The sequence below is a fragment of the Sphingomonas sp. PP-CE-1G-424 genome, from assembly GCF_004341085.1.
In the GTDB taxonomy this organism is placed as follows: Bacteria; Pseudomonadota; Alphaproteobacteria; order Sphingomonadales; family Sphingomonadaceae; genus Sphingomonas.
In genome coordinates this window covers 1-15020 of the sequence record NZ_SLXW01000008.1, presented here as the reverse complement: position 1 = coordinate 15020, position 15020 = coordinate 1, and the positions used below count along the sequence as shown (strand labels likewise).

At 64.6% G+C, this 15020-nt stretch carries 12 protein-coding genes, 2 tRNA genes and 1 pseudogene; 10 read left to right on the top strand and 5 right to left on the bottom strand.

All coding sequences use genetic code 11. From position 1 onward, the window contains the following. Positions 1-298 precede the first annotated feature (298 nt). Positions 299-553 carry a hypothetical protein gene (locus tag C8J43_RS18530; protein ID WP_133032118.1) on the top strand — a complete coding sequence of 85 codons (255 nt, stop codon included), beginning with the start codon at positions 299-301 and terminating at the stop codon, positions 551-553. Between the two features lie 76 nt (positions 554-629). On the opposite strand, the gene C8J43_RS18525 is transcribed toward C8J43_RS18530, so the two are convergent. Beyond that, positions 630-700: transfer RNA gene (locus C8J43_RS18525), tRNA-OTHER, on the bottom strand. A gap of 245 nt (positions 701-945) precedes the next feature. On the opposite strand from C8J43_RS18525, the gene C8J43_RS18515 reads away from it, so the two are divergent. Then, positions 946-1140, top strand: a complete 195-nt coding sequence (locus tag C8J43_RS18515; protein ID WP_133032116.1) for a hypothetical protein — start codon at positions 946-948, stop codon at positions 1138-1140. Positions 1141-1889: 749 nt separating this feature from the next. Here C8J43_RS18515 and C8J43_RS18510 read toward each other — a convergent pair. Further along, on the bottom strand, positions 1890-2234 hold the full coding sequence (locus tag C8J43_RS18510) for a hypothetical protein (RefSeq protein WP_133032115.1): 345 nt from the start codon (positions 2232-2234) through the stop codon (positions 1890-1892). Between the two features lie 266 nt (positions 2235-2500). Here C8J43_RS18510 and C8J43_RS18505 point away from each other — a divergent pair, with 266 nt between their 5' ends. The 7 genes from C8J43_RS18505 (at position 2501) to C8J43_RS18475 (ending at position 11390) form a co-directional block, all read left to right on the top strand. Then, positions 2501-2815 carry a phosphonate transporter gene (locus C8J43_RS18505; RefSeq protein ID WP_133032114.1) on the top strand — a complete coding sequence of 105 codons (315 nt, stop codon included), beginning with the start codon at positions 2501-2503 and terminating at the stop codon, positions 2813-2815. A 10-nt stretch (positions 2816-2825) separates the two neighbouring features. Further along, entirely contained in the window at positions 2826-4115 is a 1290-nt protein-coding gene (locus tag C8J43_RS18500; RefSeq protein ID WP_133032113.1) for a sensor domain-containing diguanylate cyclase, read from the top strand. Further along, positions 4112-5293, top strand: coding sequence for an AMP-binding protein (locus tag C8J43_RS18495; protein WP_133032112.1), 1182 nt, complete (start codon positions 4112-4114; stop codon positions 5291-5293). The genes C8J43_RS18500 and C8J43_RS18495 overlap by 4 nt, the downstream gene beginning before the upstream one ends. Before the next feature lie 131 nt (positions 5294-5424). After that, entirely contained in the window at positions 5425-6135 is a 711-nt protein-coding gene (locus C8J43_RS18490; protein ID WP_207893453.1) for an EAL domain-containing protein, read from the top strand. 124 nt (positions 6136-6259) lie between these two features. Then, entirely contained in the window at positions 6260-10243 is a 3984-nt protein-coding gene (locus C8J43_RS18485) for a Pls/PosA family non-ribosomal peptide synthetase (protein WP_207893450.1), read from the top strand. Next, positions 10240-10839, top strand: coding sequence for a 4'-phosphopantetheinyl transferase superfamily protein (locus C8J43_RS18480; protein ID WP_133032110.1), 600 nt, complete (start codon positions 10240-10242; stop codon positions 10837-10839). Before C8J43_RS18485 ends, C8J43_RS18480 begins: the two co-directional genes overlap by 4 nt. After that, the gene (locus tag C8J43_RS18475; protein ID WP_133032109.1) at positions 10836-11390 is read left to right on the top strand and encodes a GNAT family N-acetyltransferase; all 555 of its coding nucleotides are present in this window, start codon (positions 10836-10838) and stop codon (positions 11388-11390) included. The genes C8J43_RS18480 and C8J43_RS18475 overlap by 4 nt, the downstream gene beginning before the upstream one ends. 822 nt (positions 11391-12212) lie before the next feature. Here C8J43_RS18475 and C8J43_RS22420 read toward each other — a convergent pair. Together C8J43_RS22420 and C8J43_RS18465 are read right to left on the bottom strand one after the other, a co-directional pair. Beyond that, positions 12213-12302, bottom strand: a pseudogene (locus C8J43_RS22420) (electron transfer flavoprotein subunit beta/FixA family protein); the annotation flags it as partial. A 194-nt stretch (positions 12303-12496) separates the two neighbouring features. Beyond that, positions 12497-13723, bottom strand: a complete 1227-nt coding sequence (locus C8J43_RS18465) for an FAD-dependent oxidoreductase (protein ID WP_133032108.1) — start codon at positions 13721-13723, stop codon at positions 12497-12499. Positions 13724-14623: 900 nt separating this feature from the next. Here C8J43_RS18465 and C8J43_RS22585 point away from each other — a divergent pair. Further along, positions 14624-14749: a hypothetical protein gene (locus C8J43_RS22585; protein ID WP_279388846.1), complete on the top strand. Its 126-nt coding sequence runs from the start codon at positions 14624-14626 to the stop codon at positions 14747-14749. Positions 14750-14783: 34 nt separating this feature from the next. On the opposite strand, the gene C8J43_RS18460 is transcribed toward C8J43_RS22585, so the two are convergent. Then, a tRNA-Met gene (locus tag C8J43_RS18460) sits at positions 14784-14860 on the bottom strand. Positions 14861-15020: the final 160 nt, after the last annotated feature.

The window sequence follows — 15020 nt, the reverse complement described above, 5'->3', positions numbered from 1 at the left end:
CGGGTTATGAGAAGGCACAAGCGTGTTGGCGATGGCGTGGAGAATGACGGTGCAGAGACGAGGTGTCACGTTTATGGGAGACCTTCGCGCTAACCGCTGGCGCTATGCGGCCCCGGTGTTGGGCATCGCAATGTATCTTGGCTTGAAGGCGCTAGGCGCTGACCTCTGGATTGCCGTTGTCATTCCCGTGCTGCTGGCGACCGGACTTGGGTTCGTGATCGGACGCCGCCAATAGATTTCGGCGATGTCTGCTACCGCCCAGTTGTGGACGTTCGACAGGCGCGGCATTGTCCGAGTTATGACAAAGATCATCTACCTATCGCCCGGCGAGCAGATGCCGGATCGCGGCGACGACGAGCCGTGGCTGATCGTGGAGGCATCGGACGATGGCCGGTTCTTCGGGACCGGTGCTGCATGGAACCCGAGCGGCGAGTGGGTCGGCTATGGCTCGCTGCCGGAGAATGACGGTGCCTTTGCCGACGCCGTGGCGGCAGCGGAGCGGTGGGCCGCTGAATACAATGTTCCTGCAATATGGGTTCAAACTGCTCCATAGGTCCGCTTTCGCCCAATCTTTGCCGTTCCCCAGTCCGATTGCGCTTCCCAATTGCAGACGATCGTTCAGGCTGGATCGCCAGCGGCAGGACTCGAACCCGCAACCTCCGGCTGTGACCGGTGCTCCCGCCAATTGAGCTACGCTGACGATCAACGATACCGCATCCGCATCGTTGTCGCAAAACACCCAATTGCGGTCATTAGGTAAGTCGCTAATCTGATCGAAATGGAACACGCTTCACTCGTGGCCTTTTTGGAAGGCAGACTTACGCCCGAACAATTTGGTGACGAAGTGGCCGACGAAGTCAGGGCGTGTAATCTGGCGTGCAATCAGACTGGTGAGGGGCGCATTTTCATCACCCCCGGACCGGACACCATCGTCATGCGCGACAGTTGCTGGAAGCTGTTGCTGGACAGGGACTGAGCGTCGAAATCGCCAACTATGCAGCCACCTGCATCATTTTTGGTGATTTTGAGTTTGGTGACGATGTTGTGAACGAGGCGATTTGGTTGGTCGAGATGGCCGACCTCGACCAACCCACAATTGATGACATGAGGGCGGCAATCGACCGGCTCACTCTTCTATGACCGCTTCCCTCTCCATTCCGACCATTCCGCTTCCGCCCAATTGTCGCCGTTCGTGAACATTTATAGTGAGCTTGGAAACGGACATTAAAAATGCTCTCATGCTTTCATGAACAGGGCATCCAAGGTCATCCTCGCCTCACTTGCGATCGTAGGCACATTTGCGATTGGTTTTGAGACGGGTGAATGGCGTGCGCTTGAGCGTGAGAGGCGGTTGCCTAGTTGGAACGGGTCAATCGCACAGGCACAGGATGCCGCTCAGCGGTGGGCGACGAAGGTGCACGAGACGCCATCAACGGCAATGTTGAACCGATACCCCCGTTATATTTCTTTCCCCAAAAAAACTTGCATTCAGTTGAGGTTGAAGGGTGGCGTCGGAGGAGTTCCGATTTACTGTTACCGGGGGAATACGATCCAGTTATTGGAAGAATATAGCGATGTAGAGTGAACACGAATGTCGGCTTACCGCCCGATTTTCGCTAAAGCGGCCCGTCCGCTTTCCTCTCCCAATCCCACCTTTGGGCGCCGTTGATCGGCCGTCCTAATTCTTGACCGCTGCGGGAAAGGCGGCGGCAGCGCGAGATCGGCTATCGCTGCCTATGTCGTTGAAAACCGAGAGGGCTTCACTGGTTCTGGGTTTTTGACCCTGTTCGCCGCCGTCGGCGCGCGCCTTACCGAGTAGGACTTGGCCCATCTGCCCGTACGCGCGCCTCATAAGCCGAAATCGGATGGTTGCGCGTTCGAGGCAGCCTTCAGACCAGATTCTCATAAACCTGATCGGAGTTGCGCAACTCACCGGCTCGATCGTGCGGCATGCGGCTGACCCGCCACCGCGCGCTGATGACGATCTCGTCGAAGATATGCGTGCCGCACAGGACAAGGACGCTGCCCGCGCTGGTGCCGAGGAACCCGACCGCCGCCAGCGCAAACGTCGCGGGTCCATACACCACCGATCCATGCGCGAGGATTTCGCCGCCGCGTGACGACAGGCACAGCGCCAACAGTTGCGCGATCGCCAGATACGCCACCGCGCACAGGATCACCCCCGCCCCGCGAAGACCAAGGTCGGTCCGCCAGTCTCGATGCCACGCTGCCATGCCACAAATCCCTTCGTGGGCCTCCAGCTATCGCGCGCGCCGTAGCATTTCGAGATCGTTTTCCGCCCTTCGCATAGTGCCGGCATAGCGGCGAGACAGCCCCCGCCGGATCGCGATCGATACCGCCGGATCAAGCCCGCCGGATCGCGCGCCATTTTAGCCGATGCTTAACGCTCTCGGAGGCATAAGCCGGTTGTAAGGGAGTTACAGCCGTGTCGCCAAATGAGTCGGGTTTTGAAACGGTTGCCCTGCGCGACCTCGAAGCGATGAGCGCGGACGCGCGCGATACCCTGCCGTTCGGGGTGGTCGGCTTCGGCGCGGACACGATCGTCCAGGTCTACAGCGCGACCGAAGCGCGCATGGCGGGGCTCGATCCTGCCGCGGTCCTCGGCGTGCCGTTCTTCGACGCGGTCGGGCAGTGCATGAACAACTTCATGGTCGCCCAGCGGTTCGAGGACGAGCCCGAAATCGACGAGATCGTGCCCTATGTCCTGACCTTGCGGATGCGCCCGACGCGCGTGCGCCTGCGCCTGCTCGCCAGTGCCGGCACGCCACGCCGTTACATCCTCATCGCACGGTAAGACCGCGATCATGAGCGACACGTCCAGCGAGGAACAGCTTCTCGAGTTCCTGTATGCCTGCCCGGTCGGGCTGATCGAATGCGATGCCACCGGCGAGATCGGGATGATGAACCCGCACGCGATGCAGCATCTGCTGCCGCTCGCGGGGCCGCGCGATCCCGGCAACCTGTTTGCGGCGTTCGAACAGCACGCGCCGGAGTTGCGCAGCATCGTCGCCGCGTTTGCGCCCGCGACGGGGCGGATCTGCGACGGTCACCGCATCTTCGTCGACCTCGGCGCGCGTCGGCACGCCGTGCCGGCGAAGGTGCTCGCCTGTACGCTGGTCAAGCTGGGCGCGAACCGGCTGATGGCGACGTTGGCGGATATCAGCCAGCAGGTCGTCCAGGAGGAGCGCCTGCGCCAGGCGAACACCTGGTTCGCGACGATGCTCGACGGCGTCAACGACTATGCCGCGCTGACGATCACCCCGGACGGCCGGATCGAGTCCGCCGATGCCTGCTTCACGCGCCAGACCGGGCATCCGGCCGCCGACGTGATCGGCCGCGATCTCACCGACATCCTGAACACCGATGCGCCTGGTGGCGACCTGCGGCTCGACGAGCAGCTGGTGATCGCAACGCGCGAGGGGTGGCATCTGCAGGAGGGCTGGCAGCAGCGCGCCGACGGCGAGCGCTATTGGTGCCAGCGCCTCGTCGTCGCAAGGTCGGGCCCCGACGATCTGCGCCCGTCCGGTTTCTCGGTCGTCTTGCGCGACGTGCCGCGCGGTGGCGAGGCCGCCGAGGACATGCGCCGGCTGCTGACCTGCGACCATCTGACCGGCGCATCGAACCGGCGCTATTTCGGCCAGGTGATGGAGCGCGAGCTGACCCACTGGCGCGAATTGCGGCAGTCGCTGTCGCTGGTCGTGATGGATCTCGATCACTTCAAGACGGTCAACGATACCTATGGCCACCCGGTCGGCGACACGCTGTTGTGCCGCGTCGCCGACGCCTGCAAGCTGCTGCTGCCGCCGCGCGGTATCTTCGCGCGACTGGGCGGCGAGGAGTTCGGCGTCCTCCTGCCGCGCTATGCCAAGGACCAGGCGGTGCTGCTCGCCGAACAGATGCGCACGACCATCGCCGCGCTCGAAGTCGAAACGCCGAGCGGGCCGTTGACCGTCACCGCCAGCCTGGGGTGTGCGACGCTGGACGAGGCCGACGGGTCGATCGACGCGCTCATCGCGCTCGCCGACAAGCGTCTCTACGCCGCCAAGCATGCCGGACGGAATCAGGTCTGTCATCGCCAAGCCTGCGCCGCGTGACGGCGCCCCGATTGCAGCGCGCTGGGGCGCACCGCATCGCCTGTGCGGTCGTCGCCGCCGAACTGCGTCGCCTGCGCGATAGCGACTCCCGGCCAATCTCGCCCGAGGACTGGCTCGACTCCATGCCGATCGACGACGCGGGACTCGGGCTGGATTCGATGGAACAGCTCGGCGCGCTCGGTGCGCTGGCCGAGGCGTTCGACCTCGACGACAGCGTGCTGAGCGACGGTCCGCCGCGCACCGTCGGCGCCTGGGTCGACTGGATCCTGCACGCGCACGCCTCGGGCAATGGCCGGATGACGGTCGTCACGTCGGGGTCGACCGGTCACCCGCGCCCCTGCGTCCATGTCGTCGCCGACCTGCTCGACGAAGCCGCGTTTTTCGCAGGCCGGTTCGCAAGCCGCCGCCGGGTGGTCGCGCTGGTGCCGGCGCATCATCTGTACGGGATCGTCTGGACCTGTCTCCTCCCGGATGCGCTGGGCGTACCGGTCGTCGTCCGCACGATCGGCACGCCACTGGGCCTCGCCGCGGGGGACCTCGTCGTCGCGGTGCCCGACCAGTGGCAGGCGCTGCGGCGTCTGATCCGTCGGTTTCCCGAGGATATCGTCGGCGTCAGCTCGGGCGGATCGCTCGATGACGACGTCGCGACGGGGCTGCTGGCGTCGGGACTGTCGCGACTGGTCGATATCTATGGCGCCTCGGAAACGGGCGGCATCGCGCTGCGCGACGCCCCCACCACGGCGACCGCGCCCGCGTACGATCTGCTGCCGCGCTGGCAGTTGCTCCCCGACGGCGAAGGCGATTGGCGGCTCGTCGACCGCACTGGCCGCCGTTTCGACCTGCCCGACCATATCGAGCGGATCGGCGAACGCACGCTGCGGCCGATCGGCCGGCGTGACGGCGCGGTCCAGGTCGCCGGCCACAATGTCTGGCCGGAGCGTATCGCACGGGTGTTGCGGTCGGTCGACGGAGTCGCCGACGCCGCGGTGCGGCTGCACGTCAACGGGCGACTGAAGGCCTTCGTCGTGCCGACCGAGCACCAGGATACCGTCCTGCTGGCGGCCCGCATCGATCAGCTGGTCGCGCCTCGCCTGACCGATCCCGAACGCCTGAAGAGCTTGCGCTTCGGCCCCGCCCTGCCGCGCAACGCGATGGGAAAACTGGAAGACTGGGCATGATGCATTCACCGATCACGCCGGCCGATGCCGCGGCCGCCACCCCCGTCCCCGCACCCGCCGCCACTCCCGTCGCCGCACTCGCCACCTGCCAGGGATGCCGGACCGGCGCGCCGCTCAGGACCGCGATTACGATGGCATTCCAGCCGATCGTCGATATCCGGACCGGATCGATCTTCGCCTACGAGGCGCTGGTGCGTGGGACGGAAGGCCAGTCGGCGGGCGAGGTGCTGTCCGGCATCGAGCCCGACATGATCTACAAGTTCGACCAGGCGTGCCGGGTCAAGGCGATCGAACTCGCGGGGTCGCTCTTCGCCGCCGATGGCGACGCGAAGCTGTCGATCAACTTCATGCCCAACGCCGTCTACGAGCCGAACGCGTGCATCCGCGCGTCGCTGTCGGCGGCCCGCCGCGTCGGGTTCGACCCCGGCCGGCTGATGTTCGAATTCACCGAGAACGAGCAGATGGTCGACGTCGCGCATGTCCGCCACATCATCGAGGCGTATCAGGCGCGCGGCTTCACCACCGCGATCGACGATTTCGGCGCCGGCTATGCGGGGCTCGGGCTGCTCGCCGACCTGCGACCCGACATGCTGAAGATCGACATGGCGCTGATCCGCGGGATCGACAGCTCGGCCTCGCGCCGGACGATCGTCGCGAGCGTCGTCCGCATGGCCGAGGACCTCGGCATCCGCTGTATCGCCGAGGGGATCGAGACCGCGGCGGAATTGCGGACGCTACGGGAGATCGGCGTCCGCCTCTGCCAGGGCTATCTGCTCTCGCGGCCCACGGTGGAGGCGCTCCCGTCCCCCGCGCTCGCCGCAGTCCCGGCCGCGACGGCATAAGCGGACCTCGTGGATACCCGACACGCCCCGCGGCGTGTCTGACATATAGCAAACCGCGCGAGACATAGGCTAAGGCTCTTCGATGCATCCAGACACCTCGCCAAGCGCCTCGGATATCACGCTAATGCCAAGAGCGAGGACAGCGTCGATCGCCCCCGCGCCGGCGCTGCGGCCGGCCGAACCCTACGCCCGCGACGAACTGCTGCACGAACTGTTCGACACCACGCGCGCGGCGCATCCCGACGCGACCGCGCTGCGACTGATCGGCGCGGACGAGGAATACGACCGCAAGACCGCCTGGACCTATACCGACCTCGCCACGCGCAGCCTCGCGCTCGCGCACCGTCTCCGCGCGATGGGGATCGGCCGCGGCGACCGCGTCGTGCTGTGCCTGCCGCGCGGGCTCGACCAGTATATGGCGATCCTCGGCGTGCTGCGCGCCGGCGCCGCCTATGTGCCGGTCGACTGGGGCTATCCGCAGGACCGCATCGACTTCATCGTCGAGGACAGCGAAGCCGCGCTGACGATCACCGTCGCCGGCCGCGTCGCGAACCTCAAGGGGAAAACGCTCGCACTCGACGCGGCGCTGGGCGATCTCGCGGCGGAGCCGTCCGAACCGATCGGTCGCGACGTGACGCTCAGCGATCCGCAGGACCTCGCCTACATCATCTACACCTCGGGCACGACCGGCCGGCCCAAGGGCGTGATGATCTCGCACGGCAACGCCTGCCACCTGGTCCGCTCGGAAAGCGCGATCCTCGACCTCACCCCGGCCGACGTCGTGTTCGGCGGGTTCAGCCTCGCGTTCGACATGTCGGTCGAGACGATGTGGAGCGCGTTCTTCGTCGGGGCAGTCGTGCTGGTCGCGACCGAGGCGCTGGCGACCAGCGGGCCCGACGTGGCGATCGCGCTCGCCGAGGCGAACACGACGATCTGGCACGTCGTCCCCTCGCTGATCGCGCTGGTCGAGCATCCGGTGCCGACGCTGCGCCTGCTCAACATGGGCGGCGAAGCGTGCCCCGCCGACCTGCCGCGCCGGCTCGCGCGTCCAGGATTGCGGTTGCTCAATACCTACGGCCCGACCGAGACGTCGGTCACCGCGACCTGGACCGAGGTGTTCCCCGGCCAGCGCATCACGATCGGCAAGCCGCTCCCCGGCTACACCGCCTGGGTGGTCGACGAGCATATGCAGCCGGTCCCCGACGGCCAGGAAGGCGAACTCGTGATCGGCGGTCCCGGCGTCGGCGTCGGCTACGTCAACCGCCCCGATCTGACCGCCGAGAAGTTCATCATGACGCCGTTCGACGGGCCTTCCGGTGCCCCAGAACGCATCTACCGCTCCGGCGATCTCGTGAAGCTCGACGCGGCAGGCGACATCGATTTCGTCGGCCGCATCGATACGCAGGTCAAGATTCGCGGCTTCCGCGTCGAACTCGCCGAGATCGAGGCGGTGATCGGCGAATGGCCGGGCGTCGCGCAGACCGTCGTCCAGCTGTTCACCGACGACGACGGCTCGGAGTTCCTCGCAGCGTTCCTGATCGCGCGTCCCGCCGAGGAGATAGACATGGTCGGCCTCAAAGCCCGCGTCGCCGAGCGTCTCCCCAACTACATGCGCCCGGCGGGGTATCAATTGCTGTCGCACCTGCCGACGCTCCCTGCCTCGGGGAAGGTCGACCGCAAGGCGCTGGTCAAGCCCGAGATCACCGTGACGTCGGACCGCGAGATAGTCGCGCCCGCCACGCCGCTGGAGGAAAGCCTGCACCGCGTCTGGGCCGAGGCATTTGCGCCGCAGCCGGTGTCGGTGCTCGACGACCTGTTCGAGGATCTCGGCGGCCATTCGCTGAAGGCCGCGCGGCTAGTTTCGGCGGCGCGAAAGGTGCGCGGCCTCGAAGGGCTGTCGCTTGAGGACGTCTACGCCGCGCCGACGATCCGCGCGCTCGCGCTGCGGATCGGTGGCACCACGCCCGTCGCGATCCTCGACGAAACTAGCTTCCATCATATCGCCCTGTGGAAGCGCCGGCTGTGCGTCGCCGCGCAGACGCTCGCACTGCTGCCGATCTACACGCTGGCGGGCCTCCAATGGTTCTCGCCCTACCTCGCCTACACACATCTCGCCGGGAACATGCCGCGGGTCGACGCGCTGATCCTCAGCGGGCTGTTCTTCACGGTCGTGCCGATCGCGTCGATGTTCCTGTCGATCGCGCTCAAATGGCTGATCGTCGGACGGTTCAAGGCGGGCGATTACCCGCTCTGGGGCAGCTATTATTTCCGCTGGTGGCTGGTCCGCCGGATCATCGGCGTCACCGCGACGCCGTATCTCGCGGGCACGCCGATGATCCGCGGCTATTACCGGATGATGGGCGCGAAGATCGGCGAGCGCGTCCATATCGGCACCGGGATCATCGATACCGCCGACCTGCTCCACGCGGACGACGATGCGATCATCAGCGACCAGTCGGTGCTGTCGACCAGCTCGGTCGAGCGCGGGCTGCTGAGGCTCGGCACGGTAAAGCTCGGCAAGGGCGCGTTCGTCGGGTCGATGGCGGTGGTCGGCCGCAACGCCGCGCTCGGCGACGACGCTATGCTCGACGATCTGTCCGCGCTGCCCGCCGATACGACGATCCCGACCGGCCAGCGCTGGGCCGGCTCGCCCGCCGCGCATGACGGCGATGCGCCCCGCCGCCCGGCCACCGCAGCCCCGCGCAACGCCGGCCCGGCGATCGGCCTGTTCCTGTGCGCGCTGATCCTGCCGCTGGTCGCGATCCTGCCGATTGCGCCCGGGCTGATCGCGCTGATCGAGCTCGACTGGGCGACCAGCGGCTATGCCTATGTCGCGGTCGCGCCGCTGCTCGCGGTTACCTATGTCGTGATGATGTGCGTGCTGACGGTGGTGGCCAAGCGCCTGATCCTCGGCCGCGTCGCACCCGCGGTCTACGCGCTGAACAGCGGGTTCTACGTCCGCTACTGGTTCGTCCAGCAGATCAACGACCTCGCGCTGCGCCTGCTCCACCCGATCTTCGCGACGCTGTACGTGGTGCCGTGGTACCGCGCGCTTGGCGTGAAGGTGGGCCGTCGCGCGGAAATCTCGACCGCCAGCGCGATCGTGCCGGACTTGGTCGAGATCGGCGAGGAGAGCTTCATCGCCGACTCGGTGATCTTCGGCGCCGCGCGGATCGGCCACGGCACGATCGAACTCGCGCATACCAAGATCGGCCGCCGCAGCTTCATCGGCAACTCCGCACTGCTGCCGAGCGGCACGCAGATCGGCGACGAGGTGCTAGTCGGCGTCCTCTCGAAGCCACCGAGCGATCCCGCGCTCGCCACCGAGGCGGGCAGCACCTGGTTCGGCTCGCCCGCGATCAAGCTGCCGGTGCGACAGGTCAACACGATGTTCGACGAAGGCGCGCGGTTCAATCCGTCGCGCGCGCTGATCGCGACGCGGCTGTCGATCGAGGCGGTTCGCACCACCTTGTCGCTGACCGCGTTCCTGGTGTTCTTCAGCCTGCTGCTGTCGGTGGTCGGCGACCTCGACGACCTCGACAATGGCGGGCTGCTGATCGCGACGACCTTCCCGTTCCTGTACGTCGGCTTCTGCCTCGCCTGCGGGATCTTCGTCCTCGCGCTCAAATGGCTCGTCGTCGGCCGCTACAAGGTCACCACCGCGCCGCTCTGGAGCACTTTCGTCTGGCGCACCGAACTGGTGACCGCGACGTACGAGAATCTCGCGGTCGCCAACCTGCTCGAACCACTCCGCGGCACGCCGTGGATCGGGCTGTACCTGCGGCTGATGGGCGCGCGGATCGGCAAGCGCTGCTACATCGACACCACCGACCTGACCGAGCACGACCTCGTCGATATCGGCGACGACGTCGCGCTCAACGACTTCGCCGGCCTGCAGACGCATCTGTTCGAGGACCGCGTGATGAAGGTCGGCGCGATTCGCGTCGGCGACCGCGCGACGATCGGCTCGCTCGCGATCGTGCTGTACGATGCAGAGATCGGTGCCGACGCGCAGCTCGGCGACCTGTCGGTGGTGATGAAGGGCGAGACGCTGCCCGACGGCACGAGCTGGGACGGGAGCCCGGCGCGGATCGCCGTCGCGACGTGACGCCGATCTGGCACGACGGTCCGCTCGACGCGCTCGTCTGGGACGGTCAGTCGCCAGTCGCATGGAGTGTTGCCGAGGACGGACCGTACGCTGCCGGCCTGCTCGGCGATGCGCGCGCGATCCGGCAGGGTCTGGCCGCCGCCCTGATCCGCAAACTTGCCGGCGACTCAGACGATGTTCGACTGACACGCAGTCCGGCCGGCGCGCCAATGGTTTCCGCCCCCGGCGGCTGGTATCTCAGCCTCTCCAGCCGCGGCGCGCACGCCCTGATCGGCGCTGCACGCCAGCCGATCGCGGTCGACCGCGAGGTCGCCGACGACCACCCGCCGCTCTGGGACATGCTCACCCCGACCGAAGCCGATGCGCTCCACCGCCTGCCCGCCCTCGCCCAGCCCCAAGCCTGGCTCCGTCGCTGGACGATCAAGGAAGCGCACGCCAAACTCATCGGCGAACCGCGTCGCATCCGCCCCGAATCGATCGAAACCGTCGTCACCGACCCAACCCACGCGACCGCAACGTTCGAAGGCACTTCGCGCTGCTGGAGCCGTTCCACCACCGACGCGATCGAAACCATCGCGCAGTGGAGCCAGCCATGACCAGAATCCTGACCCGCCGCTACGAGGACAAGGACCGCGCCGCCGTCCTCGCGATCTTCGACTCGAACCTCCCCGAGTATTTCGGCGCCGGCGACCGCGAATGGCTGGCGGAGACGCTCGACGGGCCCGACGGCCCGGCATTCGTGGTCGACGTCGACGGCGTCCCCGGCGCGTTCGGCGGCTACGAGATCTGGGAGCATTACAACAAGGCGCTGCTCTTCTGGGGCATGGCCGCGCGCGCCTATCACGGCGCCGGCCTCGGCAAGCTGCTGCTGTTCGAACGCCTGCTCCACGTCGCGACCAGCGCCGAGCCGCCCACGCGCTACGTCACCGTCGACACCTCGCCGCAGGTCTCGCCGTTCTTCCAGCATTGCGGCTTCGAGTTGACCAGCGTCTGGCCCGGCGGCTACCGCTCGGGCATGGACATGCACGAACTCCGCTTCGACCTCGCAGCCGTGTCGCCCAACACCCTCCAACAAAACCGCGACAACCTCGCGCAGGACGCAAATCGACGCCTCGCCAAAACCAAGGCATCGCTGTCCCCACCCTAAAGCATACCCCGCTGATATAGACGATGGTGCTTACTTCGGAAGACGGTGAACTCATTATCGACCCGCGCGGCGAGTGAGCGGCGATGGACCGGACCCCTCATGTCGGCATCTCTCCCAGCACCAACGCAAGGTAATGCCGGCGACAAAATTGCTGCATCGCTGTGCTCGACCGCACGTCGAAGCGGACACAGTCGTGTTCACCTGACGAACAACGCTGCCGACTGGAATAGCTATAGCCGAGACGGTACCGCGAACGTCTCGGGCGCTTCGGAGAAGAAGCTCGCATGCTTGTTAGCGGGATTCCACTGACACCTTCTGACCGCGGCAGAAGCATGGACCGACCGGTCTTGCTGAAAAGTAGGAAGGTTTACACCCGTCCTGATCGTCCCCGGATCGGTGAACACGTTTGAGTTAGCCGCCATGCTTCGTTCGGCTTGCACGGGCATGAGACGCGCGAAAACTGAATGCATACGGTGCCGTGGTAGTCTTCGATATATCCGAACAGCGCCTGTCGTGCCTCGCCTGTGTCGTCCATCGGCATCGACGGGTCAGTTCGACCTTCAGGTAGGGAAGAAGCTTTTCATCGGGGTGTTATCAGAGCGATTATTGGTACGACCCATCGACGATGTGGCACCAATCACGGCGAGGTAACATAAACGCGAGCCTCACTGGAACCGGCAATCCGGGGGGCAGATGAGACTGGGTGCTGGCCGCTGCCCTTATGCTGTCATCATCAGCGCCGCAAGCGGCGGCTCGGTCCGTATATGATCGCGGATTGCAGCCGACGATCTAGCGGGTGCAAGGTCGAACACGCGCCCAAGATGAAGCCCGATCGACGCCTGTTCCGTCCGCGTTCACGCGGAACTTCCAGTTGTAGTCAGGCGCGCGCTTGACAGGCACCAGCACCTTCATCCGGTTTACTTCCGGAATCGATATAGTCCTTTCTCCTTAAGGCATTTATCAGATGCCGCGCTCTTATCCAAGAGCGGGCACCCTTCATAGCGTTTAGGGGCGCTACTTCAGTCGCGGGATACAGCTTAGCTTGGTGTCATCCAATGCAGCTGGCTACAAGACCGACACCGAGGCTTATCTCGCGACACCTTACATTACAAAGCGATAGAATCCTTCAGTGGAATGGCGGCGTCGGCCAACAGGCCGCGATCGATTGCCAATCCTTCCGTGACCAAGCGCCTCCCCTGCACGTAATCGCGCACTGCGTTGACGCAATCGAGGGCAATAACGCGACCTTTGCGCAGATAAACGATCGAGAAGCTGCGCGTCGTCATGTCGCCACGCACTACCAAGTCGTCATATCCCATGGAGAGACCGACAGTCTGAAGTTTAAGGTCGTATTGATTGGACCAGAACCAAGGCACCGCATCATAGGGAGTGCCGTTGCCGACAATCGTTTTTGCCACTATCGTCGCCTGATCGTTAGCGTTCTGCACCGATTCAAGCCGTATCGGTAAATTGTCGGCAAAACGGTTCGCGTGCAGTGCGCAATCGCCAATTGCGAAGACGTCCGCCAGGCTCGTGCGGCATTGCGCGTCGACCGCGACGCCGTTTCCTCCTTCAGCGCCAGCCTCGATCAGCGGACCAACCGAAGGCACGATGCCGATGCCGACGATCACTATCTGCGCGGACACGACCTCTCTGTTTGCCAACCACACGCCGGATACGGTTCCGACTCCCTCGATGCGGTCGACTGCGGTGTTCAATCGAAGATCGACATCGTGCGCGCGATGTTCGTTTTCAAAGAAGCGCGATAGCGGTTCGCCCGCGACCCGCGCCAAGACGCGATCCAGCGCTTCGATCACCACGACACGCTTACCGAGCTTGGTCAGTGCCGCTGCCGCCTCCAACCCGATATAGCCGCCTCCGATAATGACTGCCCGAGATACGTTCGGCAACTCGGCAATCATCCGATCCGCATCGGCGCGGGTTCGCAGCGTATGAACGCCAGCCAGATCATGACCCCCGCAGCCAATCCGCCGTGCATCGCCGCCAGCCGCCCAGATCAGGATGCCATAGCCAAGTTTCTCCTCGCGATCCGTCTCGACCAGATGCTCGGCGGGATTGACGGACACGACTTCGCGACCGAGCAGCATTGTTACCTCGCGCTGGTCCCAGAATTCTGGCGGACGAATCAAAAGGCGCTCGAAGGATTTCTCCCTGGAAAGATAGTCCTTCGACAACGGCGGTCGCTCATAAGGCAAGTCCGGTTCGGCGCCGACGATTGCGATGCTACCGCTGAATTTCGCTTGGCGGAGAGCGATCGCAGCCTGTGCGCCGCCGTGCCCCGCTCCGACGATTAGCACATCGTATTTCTGCATTATTCTGTCCTATTGAAGCAGGCGGATGAAATCAGACAGACCTTCGCCGCCCTGTCCCTCCGCATTGTCACCCCGTGGCCGCATTCCTCACTCGGCTGGGAAACCAGTGGCCTTCGCCGCGGAACTCGAAAGCAAGGAGCAGGTTGGGGATTTAAACCCTCCCTTTGCTTTACTCGCCCCTCTGCGCGACCCCCGCGGCTACCGGATGCAGTTGGCGCATACTAAGCTGAACCTGTTCCAATGACGCACCGTCTCATGGCTGGTGTCGCTCTCTGGCTCAAACAGCAATTTTCCACCCATGACCCAATGCACATCGAACAGTTAGTCCATGCGGCTCACTTGGACCTAGAATTGAAACGATGAAAATAATGGAAAGGACTGCTTGTCGACGATGCTCAGTAGCGCAGCGTGAAGCTTCAACACATCGGACTCCGCGCCAGGCGCGACACGAAGTTCAAGCAGACGAGAAATCCGCTAACCGGCGGTGCCAAACCGCCCAGGCATCTGCTTGCAGGGCGGGTGAAGTACGGAGGTGCGGTGCGCCGTTCCTCGCAACGGTAGGGGACGCCAGCGCTGCAACGGTCACCGTACGGGCGATTGCGCCAACAGCCCGATCACGACCTGCAAATGAGGACCCGCGCCGAAACCAATCTGGCCAACACCAGTGTCCATGTGCCCAAGCTTATGGCGCATATCGAGGATGACGACGAGCCGGGCTAGCTGACAGCGCAACGGATGAGACTGGAATCTAACGAACACCGCCTTGAGCAGGTAGTGGCGGCGATGCCGCCATTGCTTACCGACCAACTATGAAGCGCTGCACCTCCGCGCTACCGTCGAACTAGATACTCATTCAGCATCGACGAAGCCGCAGACACCATTCGCGGGCTTATAGATCGCGTGACACTTACCCCTGGCGCGAAGCCCGGCGAGGTCCACGTGACGCTGCACGGCAAGTTCGGTGCCATTCTCGAATGGCTGGGTCCGCGGAAAAGGAAAGAGGCCAGAAACGACGACAGCCCCTGAGCTTGCGCTACAGGGCTAGGAGTGTCGTCAAAGTTGGTTGCGGGGACAGGATTTGAACCTGTGACCTTCAGGTTATGAGCCTGACGAGCTACCGGGCTGCTCCACCCCGCGACGGTCTGCGTTTGCAGACGGAGGGTGTATGAGACGTTGTGAATGGGTTTTGGATATGTTGCGTGTTGCATGTTGCACGGGCTTCAATGCCTGGCGACGACCTACTCTTCCATCGCTTGAGCGATAGTACCATTGGCGCAGTCGGGTTTCACGGCCGAGT

What these genes read in the sequence shown, in the direction of transcription:
- C8J43_RS18530 (WP_133032118.1), top strand. Translation starts at nt 299, where the DNA reads ATGACAAAGATCATCTACCTATCGCCCGGCGAGCAGATGCCGGATCGC.
- C8J43_RS18490 (WP_207893453.1), top strand. Translation starts at nt 5,425, where the DNA reads ATGGCATTCCAGCCGATCGTCGATATCCGGACCGGATCGATCTTCGCC.
- C8J43_RS18475 (WP_133032109.1), top strand. Translation starts at nt 10,836, where the DNA reads ATGACCAGAATCCTGACCCGCCGCTACGAGGACAAGGACCGCGCCGCC.
- C8J43_RS18500 (WP_133032113.1), top strand. Translation starts at nt 2,826, where the DNA reads ATGAGCGACACGTCCAGCGAGGAACAGCTTCTCGAGTTCCTGTATGCC.
- C8J43_RS18510 (WP_133032115.1), bottom strand. Translation starts at nt 2,234, where the DNA reads ATGGCAGCGTGGCATCGAGACTGGCGGACCGACCTTGGTCTTCGCGGG.
- C8J43_RS18505 (WP_133032114.1), top strand. Translation starts at nt 2,501, where the DNA reads ATGAGCGCGGACGCGCGCGATACCCTGCCGTTCGGGGTGGTCGGCTTC.
- C8J43_RS18485 (WP_207893450.1), top strand. Translation starts at nt 6,260, where the DNA reads ATGCCAAGAGCGAGGACAGCGTCGATCGCCCCCGCGCCGGCGCTGCGG.
- C8J43_RS18465 (WP_133032108.1), bottom strand. Translation starts at nt 13,723, where the DNA reads ATGCAGAAATACGATGTGCTAATCGTCGGAGCGGGGCACGGCGGCGCA.